This window comes from Paenibacillus glycinis (assembly GCF_009909185.1).
GTDB lineage: Bacteria > Bacillota > Bacilli > Paenibacillales > Paenibacillaceae > Paenibacillus_Z > Paenibacillus_Z glycinis.
Genome location: NZ_JAAAMV010000027.1, coordinates 95,099 through 113,244 on the forward strand (window position 1 = coordinate 95,099; position 18,146 = coordinate 113,244).

An 18,146-nucleotide genomic window follows, 5' to 3' on the forward strand; every position below is an offset into this window, starting at 1 on the left:
GTTCGGGCGGCGAGGCGCCGACGCGGCATTAGGACGCGGCAGGCGTCGACTCCGCTCTATAATCCGACGAGTCAAGCATCAAATGAGAGCGCTTACTAAGGCGCTTCCGACTCGGTAACGAGGCGTAGCGGCAGCGGCCGGCGATCATCCTAAGCGCCTTAACCGGTACATCGCCCCGCTGCTTTCATATACGAACGGCAACGGCTGGCCAAGGCCCATTTGCGGACCGGCTGCCTTGCGGAAAGGAGAGCGTCCATGTTCTATTCCTTGCGAAATCGCCTGATCGTGGCTTTCGTGCTGCTGTTCGTGCTGGCGTTCGGCGCGCTGTCGATTCTGCTGTTCAATCAATCCCGCTCCATAATCCGCTCCTATATCGAATCGTCGGCGCTGGAGAAAATGGACGAATACGGGTCCTATATCGACATGGTCCAGACGCAAACCTACGACCTGGCCTCGTTGGTGTTCAACAGCTCCACGACGGACGAATGGGACGATGCCGTGTCCGATCCGGCGCTCACGGACGGCGAGAAGATGCTGGCCCATCTGAAAATGAGCAAGTTCCTGACGCAGACGACGACCAGCTACTCCAGCGTCTCCTCCGTCTCGCTGTACCGGCGGGAGGGCATGTGGGTCAGCATGAACAACCAGGTCGTCAAGGACGGAGCCTTCCTCGGGCAGGAATGGTACAAGAACTTCACGACGCAGAGCGTTCGCTGGCTCGCCGCCCATACCGACGACGTCGAGATCCGGGTCAACAACAACACTCACCCGGTGGTCAGCATGCTGATGCCGATCGGGACGTTCGAGCCCGCGCAGGCCAAAGTTTCGCTGAAGGTCAACGTAAGCGCGGATTATTTCCTCGAGCCGCTGAACCGGATTCATCTCGGGGGCAGCGGAACGATCTATCTGCTGGACCAGAACGGCAGCCCGTTATTATCCCAGGCCGATTACGATACCCGCATGGAGACGCAGAGCGAGGTGAAGGCCGTCCAGGACGGCTGGCGCAAGCAGGGCGTCATTTATTTCACCAACGCCAAAGGGCAGGATCAGATCATGGTCTACAAAAAGCTGTCGTTGAACGGCTGGATGCTGGTCGGCTTCGTCTCCGAGCGCGATCTGTACGCGCAGCTCTTCAATTTGCGAGACAGCATCGTCCTGTTGGCGGCGCTGCTGCTGCTGCTGTCCTTGTTCATCGCCTTCTGGCTGTCCCACGGCATCACGAAGCCGCTCTCGCGGCTCGTCTCTTCCATGCGCCACGTCCAGCGCGGCGACTTCGACAGCGCCGAGAGCCGGCTGCCTCCCGCGGGGGACGTGCGCAACGAAGTCGGGTTCGCGACCGCGACGTTCCGCAACATGGTCGGGCGGCTCCGGCATCACATCCGCAACGAATTCGAGCTGAAGCTGCTGCGGCAGCAGGCCGAGTACAAGGCTTTGCTCATGCAGATCAATCCGCATTTCATGTTCAACACGCTGGAGCTGCTCAGCAGCCTCGCGATGCAGAAGCGCACCGACGACACGGTCGCGGTCATCGAATCGCTGGGCAAGATGCTCCGGTTCTCGCTCAAGATCAACGACGACTTGATCGGCTTGCGCGAAGAGCTCAAGTACGTGCGCGATTACGCGATGATTCTGCAAATCCGCTTCGGCGACCGGCTGCGGCTGACGATCGAGGAGGACGGGAATCTGGAACACGTGACGGTCGTCAAGTTCATCCTGCAGCCGCTGATCGAGAATGCCGTCAAATTCGCCTATGCGCATCAGGCGGAAGCGCGCGTGGCCGTAGAGGCTCGGCGCGCGGACGGGCGCATCGCGCTCATCGTGGCCGACAACGGACCGGGGATGGACGAGCTGCAGCGGCGGAGACTGCTGGAGCTGGCCGACGCCGCGCGTCCCGAGCAGGCGTTGAACGGCGGCGACCGCCAGATCGGCCTCGGCAACGTGCTTGCCCGCTGCCGGTTGTATTACGGCTCGCTGTTCGAGGTCCGTATCGCTTCCTCCGAAGGCGAAGGGACCCGGATCGAGCTGATTTTGCCCGTACAGGAGGCGTTAAGGCATGTACCGATTGCTGATCGTGGATGACGAGCCGGAAATTCGACTGGGCTTGAAATTGAAAATCGATGCGGACCGGCTCGGTCTCGAGCTGGCCGGCGAGGCGGCGAACGGGCTCGAAGCGCTCGAGCTGCTGGAGAACGAAGAGGTCGACATCGTGCTGACCGACATGAATATGCCCCTCATGGACGGCGTGTCGTTCCTCGAGGCCTGCCGGGAGCGGCATCCGGACGCGCGGCTTGTCGTCATTACCGGCTACGAGGATTTCAACTACGCGCGGGCGGCCCATCGGCACCATGCGAGCGATTATCTGCTCAAGCCGGTCGCCCGGGACGAGCTGGACGCGGTGCTGGCGAAGATCACGGCGGAGCTCGACGGGGAGCGGGACGAGCTGAAGCGGGAGGAGCTTGCGCGCTGGGAGTTGTCCCAATACTACAAGGAAATGAGAGAGCATTTCATCGTGCGGCTGGTCAAAGGCGAATCGGACCGCGAGAGCGCCGTGCTGGACCGGGCTGCCAGATTCGGCCTCGAATCGTGGGCGCGGCGGGAAGCCCGTTTCCTGACCGTGGGCCTTCGCCATCGGGATACGGCGGCGGCCGAGCCTGCCCTCGAACGAACGCCGGACCGATTCCTGCTGCCGCTCGAGTTGATCTGCCGGGAGAAGGAGGAGACCTCGGGCGCTTCGTGCGCGGCTTTCCGGGATGCCAACTATCCGGGGCTGGTTCATTTCGTCACGGTGGAAAGCGAAGACTGGCTGCGGGCGTTCGCCGCGGAGCTGGACGCGCTGGTGCGCGAGCTGCTCGGCTTCGAGCTGGCGGCCGGGATCGGACAGAACGCCGCCGGCTTCGGCCAGTGGAAGGAAGGCTATCTCTCCGCGCTGCTGGCCTGGAATCTGTCGGACGGCGGAACGGATAACGGCGGGGACGTCTCCGGGGAACAAGCGGCGCTGTCCGGGGAAGAAATCAACGTGATCGAACGCTACCTGGAGCGAGGCGAGCTCGCGGCGCTGGAGCGGGCGGTGAGCCAATCGCTCCGCAAGGCGATGGCGTCCTCCCGGTCGCGCTTCGTCAAGGCGATCTTCCAGCTCTACCTCGTGCTGGAACCGCATGCGCACGAGGCGCGCGTGCGGCTGGACAGCTCGGAGCAGCTGTGGATTCGGCCCGAGCTGGCGCTCGCGCTCGATACGGTCGACCGCGCCGTCCGCTTCCTCGCCGGGATCGCGGAGAAAATCGACCGACGGCGCCGAAGCGAGGCGGGCGAAGGGGAAGCTTCGCTCATGGATGCCGTGCTCCGGTACATCGGCGAGAATTACATGTCGGAGCTGAACCTGACCCAGATCGCCGAACGATTCAATTACAACCCGTCCTACTTCTCGGAGATGTTCAAGAACAAGATCGGCAAGACGTTCATCCAATACCTGACCGATGCGCGCATGGCCCAGGCGGTCCGGCTGCTCGAGGGAACGGAGCTCGGCTTATGGGACATCGCCGAGCTGACGGGGTTCTCCAACGCCAGTTATTTCAGCTCCAAATTCAAGCGGATGTTCGGCATGTCTCCCTCGGATTACCGGCAGCAGGCGTCCGGGAAGAAGGGGCGGGGCGGCTCGTAACGCGCCTGAAGGTCGGCGCCTCCTCGCCGGAAGGTCGGCGCCTCCTCGCCGGAAGGTCGCCGCCTCCTCGCCGGAAGGTCGCCGCCTCCTCGCCGGAAGGTCGCCGCCTCCTCGCCGGAAGGTCGGCGCCGCCCCGGGCCGCAACTGAAAAAATCGCAAGCCAACTGCCGAAGAAATAGAATTCAGCGGATGCGGCGGTCCGCTTATCATGGGAGTATATCCACACATGATAAGAGGAGGACTCCCCATGCGAACCGTCCGCAAGCCGCTTGCCCGCACCCATAACCGCACGGCTTATCTGTTTCTGCTGCCGTGGCTTGTCGGTTTTTTTTGCCTTACGCTGGGCCCGATGATCGGCTCGCTGTATCTGTCGTTCACGAAGTACAACCTGTTGGATTCCCCCCGTTGGACCGGGTGGACCAATTATAAGGAGATCTTCTCGAACGATCCCACGTTCTCCAATTCGCTCGTGCTGACCTTCAAGTACGTCCTGCTCTCCGTGCCGCTGCGCCTCGTCTTCGCGCTGCTCGTCGCCATGGCGCTGAACAAAGGCATTCGGGCGCTCGGCATCTATCGGACCGTCTATTACGTTCCTTCGCTGCTCGGAGGCAGCGTCGCCATCTCGATCGTGTGGCGGCAGATCTTCGACAGCGAGGGCGTCGTCAATACGTTTCTCGGCTGGTTCGGCATATCGGGGCCATCCTGGATCGCCCATCCCGATTACCTGATCTACCCGATCGTCGCGCTGTCCGTGTGGCAGTTCGGCTCGGCGATGGTCATCTTCCTGGCGGGACTCAAGCAGATCCCCGCCGACCTGTACGAGGCGTCCCAGGTGGACGGCGCGGGCAAGGCCCGCCAGTTCTTCAGCATATCGCTGCCGATGCTGACGCCGGTGCTCTTCTTCAACTTGATCATGAGCATCATCAATTCCTTCCAGGCGTTCACGCCCGCTTACGTCATCGGCGACGGGCGAGGCGGTCCGCTCGACGCGTCGATGTTTTACACGCTGTATCTCTACCTGAAGGGCTTCGCGTATTTCGACATGGGCTATGCTTCGGCGCTCGCTTGGATCATGCTGCTCATCATCGCCGCGTTCACCGGGATCGTCTTCGCGACGTCGAGATACTGGGTCTTCTACGGCGACGGCAAGGAGGGGAGATAAACGAATATGGCAACTACGAAATCAACGTCTTCGGCGTTCGTCCGCCACGGGCTCATCATCCTGCTGGGGCTGGCGATGCTGTACCCGGTGCTGTGGCTGCTCGCGAGCTCCTTCAAGCCGAACGCGGACATTTTCTCGGGCAGCGGCGGCTTATGGCCCCATAAGTTCACGCTCGACAACTATCGTCACGGCTGGAAAGGCTTCCAAGGGATCACCTTCGCGCGTTTCTTCGGCAACTCCGCGCTGATCTCGGTGCTCAGCGTGCTCGGCAACGTCCTGACCTGTTCGCTTGCCGCCTTCGCCTTCGCCCGCCTGGAGTTCAAGATGAAGAAGCTCTGGTTCGCGCTGATGCTCGTCACGATCATGCTACCGTACCACGTGACGCTCGTGCCGCAATACATCATCTACAGCCAGCTCCACTGGATCAATACGTACCTGCCGCTGTTCCTGCCGAAATGGCTCGCGCATGATTCGTTCTTCATCCTGCTGATGGTGCAGTTCATCCGCGGCATTCCGCGGGAGCTCGACGAAAGCGCGACGATCGACGGCTGCAGCCAGCCGATGCTGTACGCCCGCATCATCTGGCCGCTCCTGCTTCCGGCGCTCATCACGACGGCGATCTTCACGTTCATCTGGTCATGGGACGATTTCTTCAGCCAAATGATCTACATCAGCGACATCAAACTGTTCACGGTCCAGCTCGGCATCCGCGCGCTGTTCGATCCGTCGGGTTCGTCGGACTGGGGGGCGCTGCTCGCGATCTCGGTGCTGTCGCTGCTGCCGATCACCTTGATATTCTTGATTTTCCAGCGCTATTTCCTGGATGGCATCGCCACGACGGGCTTGAAATAATCGCGTTCTTCGGCTAGGGTTCCGAAAAAAGTGATGACGAACAGCCGAAGGAATCACATTCAAGCCGGAGGCGATTCCAAGTAGGATGGGACTTGTAAGCGCTCTGCAAATTAACGGTTAAGGGGAGAAAGCAACATGAAGAAAAAAATGCTCATGCTCGGATTGGCGGCATTGACGGCCGTATCGCTAACCGCTTGCGGCAACTCGGGCGGCAATAGCGCGAACGGCGGGAACGGCGCGAATAGCGGAACGGGCAACGCGCCTGCCGCAACGAACGCGAATAACGGCGGGGAGCAGCAGCAAGTCGAGCTGCGGATGATGTGGTGGGGCGACCAGAGCCGGGCGGACCTGACGAACAAGGCGATCGACCTGTTCGAACAGAAGAACCCGAACATCAAGATTACCGGGGAATTCGGCCCGTCGGACGGCTACTTCGACAAGCTGAACACGCAGCTCGCGTCGGGCACGGCGCCGGATATCTTCTTCCTCGGCGGCAACGTCGTCGACTACGCGAACAAGGGCGTGCTGCTCGACCTCGGACCGTACGTCGGCAAGGAACTGAAGCTCGACGACATGGATCCGTCGATGAAGGAATACGGCACGCTGGACGGCAAGCTCGTCCATATCTCGGCCGGGGCGAACGCCCGCGGCATCGTCGTGAACAAGACGATGTTTGACAAAGCCGGCATCCCGGTGCCGCAGGACGGCTGGAACTGGGACGATTACGCCCGCATCAGCAAGGAAATCTCCGACAAGCTGGGCAAGGGCTACTACGGCACGTACAATTTCACGACGGACGGCCACGACATCTACCTGAAGCAGAACGGCAAGCAGCTGTACGACATGGCGAACGGCAAGCTGGGCTTCGAGGAAGCGGACATCCTGCCGTGGTTCCAATATTGGGATAAGACGGCCAAGGCAGGAGGCGTCGTAACGCCTGAGCTGCAGGTCTCCAACCCGCCGGCGGACGCGAGCAAATCGCTGATCGTCACGGGCAAGGCGGCGATGACGCTGCTGCCGTCCAATCTGCTCGGCTCGTTCCAAAGCGCGACGCAGGACGAACTGATCATGCTGCAGGTGCCGCGCGGCTCCAAGGGCACGGGCGTCGTGTTCGAATCGAGCCAAGGTCTCTCCGGCTACGCGAAGACCAAGTACCCGAACGAAGTCGCCAAGCTGATGGACTTCTGGATCAACGATCCGGACGCGGCGCAGATACTCGGCAACAACCGCGGCGTGCCCGTAACGTCGGCCAACCGCGAAGTGCTCGAAGCCAGCGCCAGCCCGACGGACAAGATCGTCTACGACTTCACGAGCCGCGTCTCCGAAGCGACGACGAAGGAGCCGTTCGCGGTCAGCTACAACCCTCCGGGCAACGCGGAATTCATCAAGCTCTCGGACAATACGGTTCAGCAGATCGGATTCGGCAAGGAAAGCGTGGATAAAGCGGCCGCCGATTTCTATGCCGGCACGGTGAAGATATTCGAGAGCAACAATCAATAATCGCAGATCGATAATCGAGATCAAGCCGTGGAAACGAACAAATCGACATGGCTGGAAAGCGGGGCGTCGCAGGTGAAGGAACACGGATTGCTGAACAGGCTCAGAGAGCTTCGGACCGAGGAGCGAGTCGGGGAGCTCGGGAAAAGCTCCGACCGGGCCGTGCTGGACGAGTGGCTCGGCTTCGGCGTCCGGTTCGCGGCTTCCGAAGGCAGGCTCGAAGCGGTTTACTATCAGGCGCTGCGCCGGCTGCTGGATTGCATCGTGCCGACTCGCGGGGAAGAGCCGATCCTGCAGGAGGGCGGCGTCTACCACGGCTGCTGGCTGGAAAGCACGGGCACGATCAACGCGGAGCTGCTGTCGCGCTTCCTGCCCGGCGTCTCGGAGGCGACCTACCGTTCGTTCGCGGCTCATCAGCGCGAGGACGGCATGCTCCCGTACAAGATCACCGCGCAGGGCGCGGCGTTCCGGCAAATCCAGCTGGTGACGCCGCTTGCCCGCAGCGTGTGGCGGCATTACGCGCTGCACGGGCGCAACCGCGCGTTCCTTGAACCGATGTACCGGGCGATGGCGCGGTACGATCAATGGCTCGCCGACAACCGCGATACGCGCGGCACCGGCTGCGTCGAAGCGTTCGGCGCCTTCGACACCGGGCACGACCTGTCGCCCCGCTTCTGGCATGTGCCCGACGCGCCGTATCTGGGCGATGCGTCCCGGTTCGATCCGGACTCGCCGGTGCTGCCGTTCCTGGCTCCCGACCTGACGGCCAACGTCTACTGCCAGCGTCTCTATCTGGCCAAGATGGCGGACGAATTGGGCGAGAACGGCGACGTCTGGCGCGGCAGGGCGAGGCAATCTCTGGACAGCCTGATGCGCCACTGCTTCGACGAAACGGATCAATTCTTCTACGACCGCGATCGGCACGACAGGTTCGTGCGCATTCAGTCCGACGTCCTGCTGCGCGTGATGGCGTGCGAGGTCGGCGACGGCGAACTATTCGATACGGCGCTGTGCAAGTACCTGCTTCACACGCGGAAGTTTTTCGCGAAGTATCCGTTCACGTCGATCGCCATGGACGATCCCAGGTATGATCCGCATTCCACTTACAACAGCTGGGCGGGACCGTCGAATTTTCTCAGCTTGATCCGCGCGCCGCACGCGTTCGAGCATCATCACCGCCATGTCGAGCTGACGTGGGCGATGCAGCCGATCCTCGCGTCGTTCGCCAAGGCGGAGCGCTTCGCGCAGACGGTCAGCCCGTGGACCGGGGACGAAGGCTACACGGAGGCGTATTCGCCATCGATCCTATGCCTGCTCGACTTCGTGGAGCGGCTCTGCGGCATCCTGCCGACGGCGGACGGCGAGCTATGGTTCACCGGACTCGTTCCGGACGCGCGGGATCACGGCGAAGAGGTTGCGGGAGAGACGGCCTACGGCCGAACGGTGGACGGCGTTCATTTCGAATTGCTCAACCGGCGCGGCGTCTCCGAGCTGTATCGCGCTGGCAAGCTTCATATGACGTTCCCGTCCGGCATCCGTATTATTGCCGACCGGCAAGGAGAGCTGCGCGGGTTGCTCGGCATGAGCGCCCGGACGGTGGAAGGGTCGCTGAGCTGGGAAGGGCGAGAGCTGCCGTTCGCAGTGAAGGGCAATCAACTGCTGCGCTATGCGGGCGGCCAGTGGGAGAGCGAACGCGATATCGGGTTGATCTATCCGACTTACGAGTAAAGGAGCGTATCCGTCTTGAAGAGCGAGGACATTCAAATCCGGGATCCGTTCGTGCTGCCGATCCCGGAAGAAGGAAAGTATTACCTGTTCGGCAGCACGGACCGCAACATCTGGGGACCGGGCACGGGGTTCGACGCTTACGTCAGCGCGGATCTCGCCGAGTGGGCAGGGCCGTTCCCCGTATTCCGGCCGCCGGCGGATTTCTTCGCGGACACCAACTTCTGGGCGCCGGAAGTCTACGCCAGGGGCGGACGGTATTATATGTTTGCGACGTTCCGGCGCAAGGACAACGACCTGCTCGGCACGGCGGTGCTGGCCGCGGATCAACCGCTCGGCCCGTTCCTGCCGCACAGCGGCGGGCCGGTCACGCCGGAGAGCTGGAGCTCGCTCGACGGCAGCCTGTTCGAGGACGAGGCGGGCGAGCCGTGGATGGCATTCTGCCACGAGTGGCAGCAGATCGGGGACGGCGAAGTATGCGCGGTTCGGCTCGGCGCCGACCTGCGGGAGGCAACGGGCGAGCCCGTCACGCTGTTCCGAGCGTCGGAAGCGCCGTGGGCGACGCCTTACGTCTCCCCGCGTTATCCGGACACGGCGAACTATGTCACGGACGGCCCGTATTTGTTCCGGGGCGATTCCGGCGCCTTGTACATGCTGTGGGCAAGCTTCATCGACAATACGTACGCGCTGGGCGTCGCCCGGTCGGCTTCGGGCGGCATCGCCGGTCCCTGGCATCATCAGCCGGAGGCGCTGTACCGCAACGACGGCGGGCACGGCATGGTGTTCCGCGCGTTCGACGGACGGCTGCTGCTGACCATTCACGCGCCGAACCGGACGCCGGACGAGCGCCCGCTGTTTCTGGAGATCGAAGAACGCGACGGACGAATCGCGCTCGCCGGGCGGACGTCGGAGTAAATAGCCGCAGCTTACTGCAAGTCGGTGTCTGCATGGTTTCATTATTAGGTTGACCGGAACGGTTTGCCCTGTCATGCACCACGAACGGGATTGTTCCCGAGCATCCGTCATCGGATCGCTCGGGGACAATCCCGTTTTTTGCATGCGGGCTCGAATTGATTGCATGGCCGCTTCGAAGTCGGCTGCGTCAATCAGCGGAGCTCGTCCTCGCCGCCCGAGGCAGGAAGGAGATCACTTTTCCTTTGCCGAAAACGTACAATGGAATCCATAAGGCGGGAACGGGACGCAGGCCATAGATGAAGGAAGGGGATAGTGAATGACCACGAGCAGCTTGAATCCGCAGGTCGATGCCTTCGTAAGCAAATCGAAAAAGTGGAAAAACGAATACGAGAGGCTGAGAGCGATCGTGCTCGATTGCGGCCTGATTGAAGAATTCAAGTGGATGCACCCTTGTTATACGTATCAGGACAAGAACGTCGTGCTGATCCATGGGTTCAAAGAATACGTCGCGCTGCTGTTCCACAAAGGCGCCTTGCTGAAGGACGCGCACGGCATCCTCGTCCAACAAACGGAGAACGTGCAGTCGGCGCGGCAGATCCGGTTCACGGACGTTCAGGAAATCGTCGACATGGAGGCGACCTTGCGCGCCTATATTTACGAAGCCATCGACGTGGAGAAGGCCGGGTTGGAAGTGGTGATGAAAACGAGCGCCGAATACGCCGTTCCCGATGAATTTCGGACGAAGCTCGATGAGCTGCCTGCCTTGAAAGCGGCCTTCGAAGCTTTGACGCCCGGTCGGCAACGTGCCTATCTGCTGCATTTCTCCGAAGCCAAGCAATCCAAAACCCGGGCAGCGCGGGTAGAAAAATGGCTGCCGCATATTCTTGACGGAAAGGGCATTAACGATTAATCCATACGGCGCCATGCGAATAAGGCAACCGGGCATCCGGTTGCCTTTATTGCTTCTGCCTCGTCCGTTCCTCGCGCTCACGGAACCCGGGGGGAGATGCGCGGCGACAAGGAAGCCGTGGAGCTTCGCTCGACCAACGTAACCGGAACGACGACGCGGCCGGCGGGCTTCGTCCCCTTTTCCAGCCATTCCAAGATCAGCTCGGCCGCCTTCCGGCCGATTTCGTAAAAATTCTGGTCGATCGTGGAGATCGGCGTGCCCAGATGCTGCGTGATGGGATTATTGTCGAATCCAAAGATCGAAAGGTCTTCCGGAACGCGAATCCCAAGCTCCAGTGCGTACTTGAGCATGGAGGCGGCGATCAAGTCGTTCTCGACCTGGACGGCCGTGACTTCGGAAGCCCGGTAGAATGCGAGCAAGTTATGGAAAAACGGCTCGGAGCCGATCGCCAGCGAATCCGTCCTCGCTCCAAGCTTCACCAGACCGTCCTGAAGCGGCCTGCCGTGATCCTTCAAGGCCCGGCAGTACCCGAAGTACCGCTCCCGTACCGTAGAAGCGGATTCGATGCTGACCCCGGACAAAAAGGCGATATTCCGATGCCCCGATTCAATCAGCCTGGAGACCGAACGGTAAACGCCTCCGAAATTATCCGAGACGACGCCGCAGATCGGCATGCCCTCGATGTATTTGTCGATCGTGACGATCGGGTATTCGCTCAAGCAAAACTGGTTCAGGATCTCGAAGTTGGAGCGGTCGTCGAAGGGATAGAGGATGATCGCCGAGCTTCCCCGGTCTCTGATCGATTCCATCAGCGTCCGTTCGTGATGAACGTCATACCCGCTATGGTGAATGCTCAGATAATAACCGTGATCGTTAAGCAGATCGGACGCTCCGCGGATATAACGAATCATGCCGCTTTCTTCGTCGTGGGGCAGAATCATCGAAACCACCTTGCCGGATTCCACCGTACGGGCTTCGTTCGAATCCCGGTGATAACCTCTGACGAAGGTGCCTCTGCCTTGAATGCGGTAGATGTCCCCGGCGCGTTCCAATTCTTCCAGCGCTCTTCGCGTCGTAATGCGGCTTACGCCGTGCAAGGTCGAGAGCTCGTATTCGGTCGGTATCTGATCGTCGGGCTTATAATCGCCGCGTTCGATTTTCTTTTTCAGCTCGTCCATGATGACGGAATAGAGCGGTTTTTGCTGCTTGGACAATCCACATCACATCCCATTTCAGTAAACCTGGCCGGGGTCGCAGGCCGTATTTTCCATGCCGCGTTCATTATACGTTGTTTATAGTTTACCTCAAATCGGTTTAACGCACAGCATAAATACGTTCGCGCGCGGCATAAACGCGTTCAGGACAAGCGCGAGGACTTGTCCTGAACGAACGTGCGTTTAGTTTGCGTTGCTATAGCGGTCGTATTGCTTCCTCTTGATCTCCAGGTACTTCTGCGCGCCCATCTTGTCGAGCGTCTTCACGTACGTCTCCCAGTCGCCGTCGAAATTCGCTTGACCGGTCACGAACTTCACGCGCATTTCTTTGATGTATTTATTAATGTCCGTGAGGATGGCGGCCTGGTCCTTGCTTTCCTCCGTCGTCGGAATAAAGTCCGGCCAAATGTCCTGCGGCAGAAACGCGGCCAATTCCTTGGTATCCGTTTTGAAATCGTCCTCCACGGTTTTGCCCTTCACTTCGGAACGGAGCTCGGCCGACGGTTCCACGTACGGATAACCGCCCCCGTACACGTTGTCGACGTATTGGAACGCGCCCAGCTGAATGCCGCCCTTGTAGTCGAGGATCTCGTCGATATACTGCGGCTTGCCGTTCACGGTCTTGTACGTCTCGCCTTCGAGCCCCAGATAACCGAATTTCGAGCCTTCTTCCCCGTAGAAGTAATCGACCCATTCCAGCGTTTCCTCCGGATGCTTGTTGGATTTCGTGATGGTGAACGAAGAAGTGCCGCGCGTCATCGGGTCCATCCAGTTAACGACCTTATCCCCGCCCGGCCCTTCCAATACGTTGATGCCGATAAAGTTCTTCGGGCCTTCCGAGCCGATGTAAGCCGGATCCGCCCAAGAGAAGGCGCCCACCTTATCCTTCGCCGCGTCGGCCGCCCATTGCGCGTATTCGTAGCCGGAATAATTGAGCTTCGGCAGTATTCCTTCATTATATAGCTTATTCATGTATTTCCAGACTTCCTTGTATTTCGGATCGTTGAACACGAGCTTCAATTGATCGTCTTTGTCCTTGTAGATCCAGCTTTGCGCGGCCTTCAAGCCCCCGTTGCCCAGACCGAAGCTGCCGAGAAGCTGGCGTTCGAACATGGAATTGACGAAGTTGGACGGCATGACCCAGCCCATTTCGTCGGTTGCGTCTCCGTTGCCGTTCGCGTCCTGGTCGATGAACGCCTTCAGCACGTCGTTCAGTTCGTCCGTCGTCTTCGGTACTTGAAGACCGAGGCGGTCGAGCCAGGTTTGATTGATATAGAGCCGAATCGACCGATAGGGGAGCGCTTCGTCGATGTACGGGAGCGAATAGATGTGCCCGTCGGGCATGGTCAGCGTTTTTTTGATGTCGGGGTGCTCGTCGAACAGCTTCTTCAGGTTCGGCGCATGGGTCTCGATCATATCCTCGAGCGGAACGAACAGGCCTTGCCCGCCGTACTTGATCAATTCGTCGTTGCTGAAGCCGGTTTGATAGAAAGCGTCCGGCAGCTTGCCCGAACCGAGGATAATATTTTTGCGCTCGGCCGCGCTTTCGCCGGGAAGCTCCTCCCATTCGACGTGAATGCCCGTCTTTTCCTCGTACTTCTTCCACATCCATAAATCCTTGGAGGCCGGGTGGACATCGGTAAAGCTGTCGCGCACCATGGCAAGCGTAATCTTGCCCGATGCCTCGGCGTTCTCCCCGGTATTGGCGGGCGCCTCGTTCTTGCTGCACGCGGATAGGCAGGTCGCTGCAATTAGGCAGCCGGCAGTCGCGATCTTCAGACGGTTGTTCATGGGTGGAACCATCCTCTCATATCGATTGGTAAGATCTATGTGGACCAGGGGCCGAAGGAATCAGCCTTTAATGGCGCCGACCATAATGCCTTTCTCGAAAAACTTGGACAGCATCGGATAGAATACGAGCAGCGGAAGCGAGGAGACCACGACAATGGCGTATTTGATGCCTTCCCGGGCGATCATGCGATCTCCGTATTGGTCGTCGACCGCGACCGTCAGCATCTCCTTGAGGCTGTTTTGGATCAGAATCTCCCGCAAAATCAGCTGCAGCGGATACTTCTCGCGATCGGATATGTAAATGAGGGCATCGAAATAGGAGTTCCAATGCCCGACCCCGTAAAACAGGATCATCACGGCGATGATCGGCGTGGACAGCGGCAGCACGATCTTATAGAGGAGACGCAGGTCGCCGCAGCCGTCCGCATAAGCGCTCTCTTCCAGCTCGTGCGGAATCTGCGTCTGGAAGTAGGTCCGCATGATGATCAGGTTGAACGCGCTGATCGCCCCGGGCAGGACCAAGGCCCAGATGGTATTCACGATACCGAGCGACTGGTTGACCAGATAGCCGGGAATAAGCCCACCGCTGAAAAACATGGTGAACGTGAACAGGAAGGTGAACGCGTGCTTGCCGAAAAATCGGCGGCGGGACAGCGGATAAGCGCCGAGTATGGTCATGATCACGTTGATGCTCGTCCCCACGCAGGTGTACAGGATCGTGTTCCTGTAGCCGACCCAGATATCGCGGTTCTCGAAGATCGCGGAATAGCTTTGCAGCGTAAACCCTTTCGGCCACAGCAGGAGCGGGTTGTCGAACATTTGCCTCGGGTCCGACATGGACGCGAACAGCACGAACAAGAGCGGATACAGGATAAGGACGGATATGCCCAGCACGAGAAGCAGATTGACGGCATCGAACAGCTTCTCGCCCGGCGTTCGTTTAATGTTGCTCAGCATGGGCTTGCGCCTCCTTTACCATAGACTTGTCTGACCGGCCCGCTTGGCGATGGCGTTAAACGTCAGAAGCAGGATGAAATTGATGACATTGTTGAACAGCCCGACGGCCGCGGAGAAGCTGTACTGGGCATCGAGAATACCGCTCTTGTACATGTAGGTCGAGATCACCTCCGACGTGCTCAAGTTCAAATCGGTTTGCATCAGCAGCACCTTCTCGAAGCCGACGTTCATGATCCCGCCGATGCTGAGTATCGAGAGAATGACGATGGTCGGAAGAATGCCGGGCAGCGTCACATGCCAGATGCGCCGGAATTTATTCGCCCCGTCGATGTAAGCCGCTTCGTATTGATCGGGCGAGATGCCGGACATGGCTGCCGTATAGAGCAAGGACGACCAGCCGATGCCCTGCCACAGGCCGGACCAGACGAACAAGGGCCAGAAGTAACCGGGCTCGGCCAGAAAATCGATCTTGCTGCCGTTGATCGATCCGAGCAAGGCATTGATGACGCCGTTGGTGGGAGAGATGAAGAAGAACAGGATGCCTACCGCAACGATGACCGAGATGAAGTGCGGCGCATAGGAAATGGTTTGTACGAGGGTTTGAAAACGTTTATTGCGGAATTCGTTGAACATAAGGGCGAGAACGATCGGCGCGGGGATGCCGACGAGCAGACCGTACAAGCTGATGCCGAGCGTGTTTTTGAGGATGGTCCAGAAATAGTAAGCGTTGAAGAAGCGATTGAAATGCTCGAGCCCGACCCAGGGGCTGCCCCCGATTCCGAGCGCCGGCATATAATCCTTGAACGCAATCTGAATACCGTACAACGGCCAATAATGCCAAATCACGAAATAAAAGAAGGCGGGCGAAATGATGAGATAGAGTCCGAGATTGCGTTTCAATCGTTTGGATACATCATTCAGCTTGGCCTTGCGCGCCAGCGGTCGTCGCACGGACAGTTCATGATTCGCTTCCATATGTCAGGTTATCTCCCATCTTTTAAATGTTATGACAATAATAGCATCGGAATATTCAGTTGTATATAACAAATTAGTCACGGTCGAACGCTACTAAAGTGCCATATCGGATCGCGAAAACCCGGCATGTCGGTTTGCGATCGACCGGATCCGCCTGGCGCGGCGACCCGTTCACGCAGCAAACGCAAGGGCCGCGCTTGCGCGAATCCTATATCCGGCCGTATTTCTATCGGCTGCAAGAACAGGATGAACGACCGGAAGCGGCGAGCGATTTCTAGTTTGGAAGAACCGATTTGCGATCTCCTGGCAAGACAAATTTCCTGATTTTATGATTTGATAGGTCAAACATCCTGTATGGATTTGTTGAAAAAACTTGTTTTTTGTCTTATTTGTTAATACTTGACAGTATTTTAATCTAGCATTAAGATATGGCATATGATTAGGGGAATGGCAACGGAAGTTTAATGTTCTATTATCTATTGAGTGAATGTTAGGTTTGCGTCATTGCAATCGTGTCGTTATCACGCTATGCCGTCAGGGGGATTCCAGTGAACGAGGAATTAGTGCGCATTGAACATCTGACAACGTCCTTCCGCATCGGGGACGATTACTATGCGGCAGTGGACGACGTATCGCTGACGGTAAGAAAAAACGAAATTCTGGCGATCGTAGGCGAGTCCGGTTCGGGCAAGAGCGCGCTGGCCTTTTCGATCATGGGCCTGCATACGAGGGCGAGGATCGAGGGGAGCATTTTTTACGGCGGACAAGATATCGCCCATCTTCCGCCGTCCAAGCTGAACCGGCTGCGCGGCAATGAACTGGGCATGATCTTCCAGGATCCCTTGTCGGCCTTGAATCCGCTTATGGTCGTCGGCTCCCAGATCGACGAGGTCATATTGCTCCATCATCCGAAGCGATCGGCGAAGGAAAGGAAACGGAGCGTCATCGACCTGCTGGAGAAAGTCGGCATTCCTCGCCCGGAGCATACCTACGGGCTGTTTCCCCACGAGCTGTCCGGCGGGATGCGGCAGCGGATCGTCATCGCCATCGCCATCGCGAACGAACCGAAGCTGCTGATCGCCGACGAGCCGACGACGGCGCTCGACGTCACCATCCAATTGCAAATCCTTGAGCTCATCAAACGGTTAAAGGAGGACAGCGGGGCGGGCGTGGTTCTGATTACCCATGATTTGGGCGTGGTCGCCGAGATGGCGGACCGCGTCGCGGTCATGTATGCCGGACAAATCGTCGAAATCGCCGACATCTACACCTTGCTCTCCGATGCCCGGCATCCGTATACCAGATCGCTGCTGCAGTCCATACCGTCCGCGGGAGCAGCGAAATCGAAGCTCCACGTGATTCAAGGGATCGTTCCGTCCCTGCAGCATCTTCCCCGTCAAGGCTGCCGCTTTCGCGGGCGCATACCCTGGATCGACGAGGCCGCGCACGAGGAGCAGCCGACCATGCACGAGATCGCGCCCGGCCACTTCGTCAGATGCACCTGCCATAAGAACTTCCGCTTCCCCAATCGCAAAGAGGAGGGTGCTCGTCTTGCCATTACTTGAGGTCCAGGATTTAAAGGTCCATTTTCCGGTACGCGGGGGGATATTCAATCGGAAGCTCCGCTCGATCAAGGCGGTGGACGGCATCCGGCTGGCCATCGAGCAGGGCAGAACCTACGGCCTCGTGGGCGAGTCCGGCTCCGGGAAAACAACGACCGGCCGCGCGATTATCGGGTTGCATCCCATCACCTCGGGCACGGTCCTTTTCGAAGGGCAGCCGATCTTCGGCGACGGGCTGCGCGGCCATGCCGGCTTCCGCAAAGACATTCAAATGATTTTCCAAGATCCGTACTCTTCGCTGAACCCCAAGAAGCGCGTCCTCGACATCGTGGCCGAGCCGCTGCGCAATTTCGAGAAGCTGTCCGCGCGGGAAGAGAAGCGCCGGGTGGAGCAGTTGCTGGAGCAGGTCGGCCTGAGCCCGGAAACGATTCATAAATATCCGCATCAATTTTCGGGCGGCCAGCGGCAGCGGATCGGCATCGCGCGGGCGATCGCGCTGAAGCCGAAGCTTATCATCGCCGATGAGCCTGTCTCGGCGCTGGACGTATCCGTACAAGCCCAAGTATTGAACTTCCTGCAAGAGATTCAGGAACGGCTGCAGCTTACCTATCTCTTCATCAGCCATGACCTCGGGATCATCCGGCATATGTGCGATCATATCGGCATCATGTACAAGGGCCGTTACGTCGAGCAGGGCACCACGGCGGATATTTTCGAGAATCCGCAGCACATCTATACGAAGCGGCTTATCACGGCCATACCGGACATGGATCCCTCGAAGCGGGAGCGGCTGCGGCAGTTCCGCCTGGCCGTGAAGACGGAGTATGAACAGGCGTATGACCGGTATTTCGATGCTGACGGCTTGGCGTACCCGCTGCGCCCCGTGTCAGCAACGCATCTTGCGGCTTTGCCCGAGGAGAGGGGGTGA

14 protein-coding genes are annotated in these 18,146 nt (G+C 59.2%); 10 read left to right on the plus strand and 4 right to left on the minus strand.

Going from position 1 to position 18,146, the window contains the following annotated elements; translation table 11 throughout:
• Positions 1-255 precede the first annotated feature (255 nt).
• The 8 genes from GT019_RS26395 to GT019_RS26430 all read left to right on the plus strand — a co-directional run bounded on the left by GT019_RS26395 (position 256) and on the right by GT019_RS26430 (position 10,719).
• Positions 256-2,079 (plus strand): cache domain-containing sensor histidine kinase, encoded by a 1,824-nt coding sequence (locus GT019_RS26395; RefSeq protein WP_161746439.1) that lies wholly within the window; start codon positions 256-258, stop codon positions 2,077-2,079.
• The gene (locus GT019_RS26400) at positions 2,054-3,658 is read left to right on the plus strand and encodes a response regulator (protein ID WP_161746440.1); all 1,605 of its coding nucleotides are present in this window, start codon (positions 2,054-2,056) and stop codon (positions 3,656-3,658) included. Before GT019_RS26395 ends, GT019_RS26400 begins: the two co-directional genes overlap by 26 nt.
• 247 nt (positions 3,659-3,905) lie before the next feature.
• Positions 3,906-4,820 (plus strand): carbohydrate ABC transporter permease, encoded by a 915-nt coding sequence (locus GT019_RS26405; protein ID WP_161746441.1) that lies wholly within the window; start codon positions 3,906-3,908, stop codon positions 4,818-4,820.
• 6 nt (positions 4,821-4,826) lie between these two features.
• Complete coding sequence (locus tag GT019_RS26410; protein ID WP_161746442.1) at positions 4,827-5,672, plus strand: carbohydrate ABC transporter permease; 846 nt, start codon at positions 4,827-4,829, stop codon at positions 5,670-5,672.
• A gap of 135 nt (positions 5,673-5,807) precedes the next feature.
• A complete protein-coding gene (locus GT019_RS26415; RefSeq protein WP_161746443.1) occupies positions 5,808-7,172 on the plus strand; it encodes an ABC transporter substrate-binding protein in 1,365 nt (454 codons plus the stop codon).
• Positions 7,173-7,199: 27 nt separating this feature from the next.
• Positions 7,200-8,897: an MGH1-like glycoside hydrolase domain-containing protein gene (locus GT019_RS26420; protein WP_328804037.1), complete on the plus strand. Its 1,698-nt coding sequence runs from the start codon at positions 7,200-7,202 to the stop codon at positions 8,895-8,897.
• 15 nt (positions 8,898-8,912) lie between these two features.
• On the plus strand, positions 8,913-9,809 hold the full coding sequence (locus GT019_RS26425; protein WP_161746444.1) for a glycoside hydrolase family 43 protein: 897 nt from the start codon (positions 8,913-8,915) through the stop codon (positions 9,807-9,809).
• A 316-nt stretch (positions 9,810-10,125) separates the two neighbouring features.
• Complete coding sequence (locus GT019_RS26430; RefSeq protein WP_161746445.1) at positions 10,126-10,719, plus strand: YdeI/OmpD-associated family protein; 594 nt, start codon at positions 10,126-10,128, stop codon at positions 10,717-10,719.
• A gap of 77 nt (positions 10,720-10,796) precedes the next feature.
• On the opposite strand, the gene GT019_RS26435 is transcribed toward GT019_RS26430, so the two are convergent.
• The 4 genes from GT019_RS26435 to GT019_RS26450 all read right to left on the minus strand — a co-directional run bounded on the left by GT019_RS26435 (position 10,797) and on the right by GT019_RS26450 (position 15,656).
• Complete coding sequence (locus GT019_RS26435) at positions 10,797-11,933, minus strand: GntR family transcriptional regulator (RefSeq protein WP_161746446.1); 1,137 nt, start codon at positions 11,931-11,933, stop codon at positions 10,797-10,799.
• Between the two features lie 183 nt (positions 11,934-12,116).
• Positions 12,117-13,724: an extracellular solute-binding protein gene (locus tag GT019_RS26440; protein WP_161746447.1), complete on the minus strand. Its 1,608-nt coding sequence runs from the start codon at positions 13,722-13,724 to the stop codon at positions 12,117-12,119.
• A 60-nt stretch (positions 13,725-13,784) separates the two neighbouring features.
• Positions 13,785-14,681: a carbohydrate ABC transporter permease gene (locus GT019_RS26445; RefSeq protein ID WP_161746448.1), complete on the minus strand. Its 897-nt coding sequence runs from the start codon at positions 14,679-14,681 to the stop codon at positions 13,785-13,787.
• A gap of 15 nt (positions 14,682-14,696) precedes the next feature.
• Positions 14,697-15,656: an ABC transporter permease gene (locus GT019_RS26450; protein WP_161746449.1), complete on the minus strand. Its 960-nt coding sequence runs from the start codon at positions 15,654-15,656 to the stop codon at positions 14,697-14,699.
• A 548-nt stretch (positions 15,657-16,204) separates the two neighbouring features.
• Here GT019_RS26450 and GT019_RS26455 point away from each other — a divergent pair.
• Together GT019_RS26455 and GT019_RS26460 are read left to right on the plus strand one after the other, a co-directional pair.
• Complete coding sequence (locus GT019_RS26455) at positions 16,205-17,221, plus strand: ABC transporter ATP-binding protein (RefSeq protein ID WP_161746450.1); 1,017 nt, start codon at positions 16,205-16,207, stop codon at positions 17,219-17,221.
• Positions 17,208-18,146, plus strand: coding sequence for an ABC transporter ATP-binding protein (locus GT019_RS26460; protein ID WP_161746451.1), 939 nt, complete (start codon positions 17,208-17,210; stop codon positions 18,144-18,146). Before GT019_RS26455 ends, GT019_RS26460 begins: the two co-directional genes overlap by 14 nt.

Bases quoted from the DNA above. Each gene is read 5' to 3' on its own strand.
- GT019_RS26395 (WP_161746439.1), top strand. From the start codon at position 256: ATGTTCTATTCCTTGCGAAATCGCCTGATCGTGGCTTTCGTGCTGCTG.
- GT019_RS26400 (WP_161746440.1), top strand. From the start codon at position 2,054: ATGTACCGATTGCTGATCGTGGATGACGAGCCGGAAATTCGACTGGGC.
- GT019_RS26405 (WP_161746441.1), top strand. From the start codon at position 3,906: ATGCGAACCGTCCGCAAGCCGCTTGCCCGCACCCATAACCGCACGGCT.
- GT019_RS26410 (WP_161746442.1), top strand. From the start codon at position 4,827: ATGGCAACTACGAAATCAACGTCTTCGGCGTTCGTCCGCCACGGGCTC.
- GT019_RS26415 (WP_161746443.1), top strand. From the start codon at position 5,808: ATGAAGAAAAAAATGCTCATGCTCGGATTGGCGGCATTGACGGCCGTA.
- GT019_RS26430 (WP_161746445.1), top strand. From the start codon at position 10,126: ATGACCACGAGCAGCTTGAATCCGCAGGTCGATGCCTTCGTAAGCAAA.
- GT019_RS26440 (WP_161746447.1), bottom strand. From the start codon at position 13,724: ATGAACAACCGTCTGAAGATCGCGACTGCCGGCTGCCTAATTGCAGCG.
- GT019_RS26445 (WP_161746448.1), bottom strand. From the start codon at position 14,681: ATGCTGAGCAACATTAAACGAACGCCGGGCGAGAAGCTGTTCGATGCC.
- GT019_RS26450 (WP_161746449.1), bottom strand. From the start codon at position 15,656: ATGGAAGCGAATCATGAACTGTCCGTGCGACGACCGCTGGCGCGCAAG.